2 protein-coding genes are annotated in these 3,103 nt (G+C 69.8%); both read right to left on the bottom strand.

The window, feature by feature from the left end; all coding sequences use genetic code 11:
- A partial coding sequence (locus ABZS64_RS39185; protein ID WP_355839982.1) for a polyketide synthase occupies positions 1–1,077 on the bottom strand: 1,077 nt, incomplete at its 3' end.
- A partial coding sequence (locus tag ABZS64_RS39180) for an SDR family NAD(P)-dependent oxidoreductase (protein ID WP_355839981.1) occupies positions 1,067–3,103 on the bottom strand: 2,037 nt, incomplete at its 5' end. The genes ABZS64_RS39185 and ABZS64_RS39180, both read right to left, overlap by 11 nt.

Below are 3,103 nucleotides of genomic sequence, written 5' to 3'. Positions count from 1 at the left end.
GGCGGCGTCGAGGTGGCCGACGTTGCCCTTGAGTGAGCCGAGGGCGCAGGATCCGGTGTTGCCGAATGCCCGCGACAAGGCCTGCACCTCGATCGAATCGCCGATCACGGTGCCGCTGCCGTGCGCCTCGACGTAGTCGATGCTCTCGGGGGCGACCTCCGCGACGGCCAGTGCCTCCGTGATCACCTCGGCCTGACCGGCGACGGTCGGTGCCGTGAAACTCGCCTTGACCGCACCGTCGTTGTTGACGGCCGATCCCTTGATCACGGCGTGGATGGTGTCGCCGTCGGCCAGCGCGTCCTCGAGCCGCTTCAGTGCGACCACGCCGACGCCGGTGCCGAAGACCGTGCCCCTGGCGTCCGCGTCGAACGGGCGGACGTGCCCGTCCGGGGAGACGAAGGACCCCTCCTGGTAGAGGTAGCCGGTGTTCTCGGGCACCTTGTAGGAGACCGCGCCCGAAAGCGCCATGTCGCACTCGTAGTTGAGCAGGCTCTGGCAGGCGGCGTGCAGCGCGACTAGCGAGCTCGAGCAGGCGGTCTGGACGGGGAAGCACGGCCCCCGCAGGTCGAGCTTGTACGACACCCGGCTGGTCAGGAAGGCGAGTTCGAAGCCCAGGCCGACGTTCTCGCCCTTGATCGCCTCGCCGTGCTCCAGGTTGCTGAGGATGTTCTCGAGGTAGGCGGTGGTACTGGCGCCGCCGAAGACACCGATGCTGCCGTCGTACTGGGCGGCGTCGTAACCGGAGTGCTCCAGCGCCGCCCAGGCCGTCTCCAGGAAGAGCCGGTGCTGCGGGTCCATGATCTTGGCCTCGCGGGCGGTGTACCCGAAGAACTCCGCGTCGAACAGGCCGATGCCCTCAAACCTGGGTGCGGCCTTGACGTAGTTCGGCCGGCCGAAGACCTCGGGTGACACTCCGGCCGCCGTCAGCTCCTCGTCGGTCAGGGCGACGATCGACTCGACGCCGTCGCGCAGATTCGACCAGAACTCGGTCAGGTCCCCGGCGCCGGGGAAGCGCCCCGCCATCCCGACGATCGCGACACCGTCCCGTGCCGGGAGATCCGTGAACTCAGTGGTCATCATTCTCCCTTGCCGTTCGACGCCGTTGCTGGTGCTGACGCCGCCGCTGCATCTTCTCTCTGCGGTCCTCAAGTGCTTTGAGGTTGTTACTTGTTGCCTGCTGTACGGGCTTCTCGGCCAGGCCGGCCAGGTGTGCGACCGTCAGTCCCTCGTACAGGTCGCCGAGCGTGAGCTTCGTGCCCAGCCGGGTGTTGACGGTGCTCACCAGTTGGATCGCGATCAGGGAGTTGCCGCCCAGATCGAAGAAGCTGTCCTGGATGCCAACCTTTTCGATGCCCAGCAGGTCCTGCCACACCTCGCAGACCGTGCGCTCGGTGTCGCTGCGCGGTGCCACGAACTCGGTCAGGATGTTCGGGCGGTCGTGCGCGGCGGTGTGGGGCTCCGCGGTGGCGTCCTGGTCCAGCGAGAAGGCGCTCGCGAAGAGCGCCGAGAGCTCGGCGGGCGACACGATGATCTGCGACTCCGAGGCACCGGCCAGGATCGTGTCGAGGGCCCACAGTCCCTCGGCGGCCGACATGGCGCGCTGGTCCACCTGCTCGATGCCGGAGGGCGTAGCGGTACTGACCGCCATGCCGATCTCCCGCCACGGACCCCAGTCGATCGAGATCACCCGCTGGCTACGGCCGCGGTCCTGGGCGAAGGCGTCGAGGAAGCAGTTCGCGGCGCAGTAGTCGACCTGTCCGACACTGCCGATGTTCGCACCGTTCGAGCCGAACAGGACCAGGAAGTCCAGCTCATGGTCTGCCAGTACCTCCTCCAGCACCAGGGTGCCGCGTACCTTCGGGAGCAGCACCTCGGCGGCCGCCTGGAGGTCCTTGAGCTGGATCAGGCCGCCACCAGCCACGCCCGCCGTGTGGAAGGCGCCGTGGATGGCTCCCCAGCGCAGGGTGGTCTGCCGGACGGCCTCGCGCATCGCCGCCTGGTCGCTCACGTCGGCCTGGAACACCAGGAGCTCCGCCCCCGCGTCCCGCAGGCGGACCAACTTCCTCACGGTTTCGGTGAGTCGGCCCTTACCCGGGTTGCGGACGAGCCACGAGTCCCACTCCTCGGCGTTCGGCAGCCGGGTGCGGGCGGTGAGCGCGATCCGTGCTCCCGCGGCCGCGAGGTGCTCGGCCAGGGCCAGGCCCAGGCCGCCGGTGCCGCCGGTGACCAGGTAGATACCATCCCTGCGCACCACCGGCGACTGGTCACGTCGGGGCAGTGGCTGCGGCAGGTAGTGCTGGGACCAGCGGTGGCCGCCCCGGTGGGCCACCGTCTCCGTGCCGGGCTCCGGCTCAGCGGCCAACTCGGCCATCAGCCTCACCAGCTGATCCTGAGTGGGAGCAGTCAGGCAGTCGAGGTCGACGCTGCGGCAGGTGGTGCCGGGCAGCTCGCGGGGCAGCACGCGGCACGGGCCCAGCAGGGTGGCCTTCAGCGGTGAGAGCAGCTCGGCGCCGGTGACGTTGTGCAGCCCGTTGCTGAGCACCCAGATCCGGCGCGGCTCGCTGTCCGGGTGGCGAACGAGGGCCTGGGCGAGGCGGATCAGGCTCTCGAAGCCGTGCTGGAGGCTGCCCTCCTCGCCCGGTGCGGTGACGCTCCAGCCGTGGACGATGCGGGTGGGTACGCCGGCGGGGCCCTCCCGTAGCGCGTTGATCAGCCGGTCGTAGTCGGCGCTGCTGGCGGGGTCGATGCCGTACCGGCCGTCTCCTGGCTCGGACCAGGCGTTGGCCGCCGCCACCACGGTGACGGTGGCGCCGCCGGACCGCAGCCGCTCGACGACCGCCTCACCCACGCCCAGGCCGTCGGCGAAGACCAGCCAGTGCCGGCTGCAGTCCGGCTGCTCCCCGGCGGGGAGAGCGGCTCGCTGCCAGGAAGGGGCGTAGAACCAGTCCGAGATGTTGTCGCGGCGCGCGGTGGTGGCACTGTCGATGGGCTGCGCTGTGGTCTGCCGGTCCAGCCAGTAGCGCTTGTGCTGGAAGGGGTAGCTGGGGAGGGGGATGCGGCGGCGTTGTTGCTGGGCGTAGTAGCTGGCCCAGTCGGGGATGGT

Origin of the sequence: Streptomyces sp. NPDC005408, from assembly GCF_040606445.1 — a bacterium.
In the GTDB taxonomy this organism is placed as follows: Bacteria; Actinomycetota; Actinomycetes; order Streptomycetales; family Streptomycetaceae; genus Streptomyces.
This window is presented reverse-complemented; position numbering and strand designations above follow the sequence as displayed.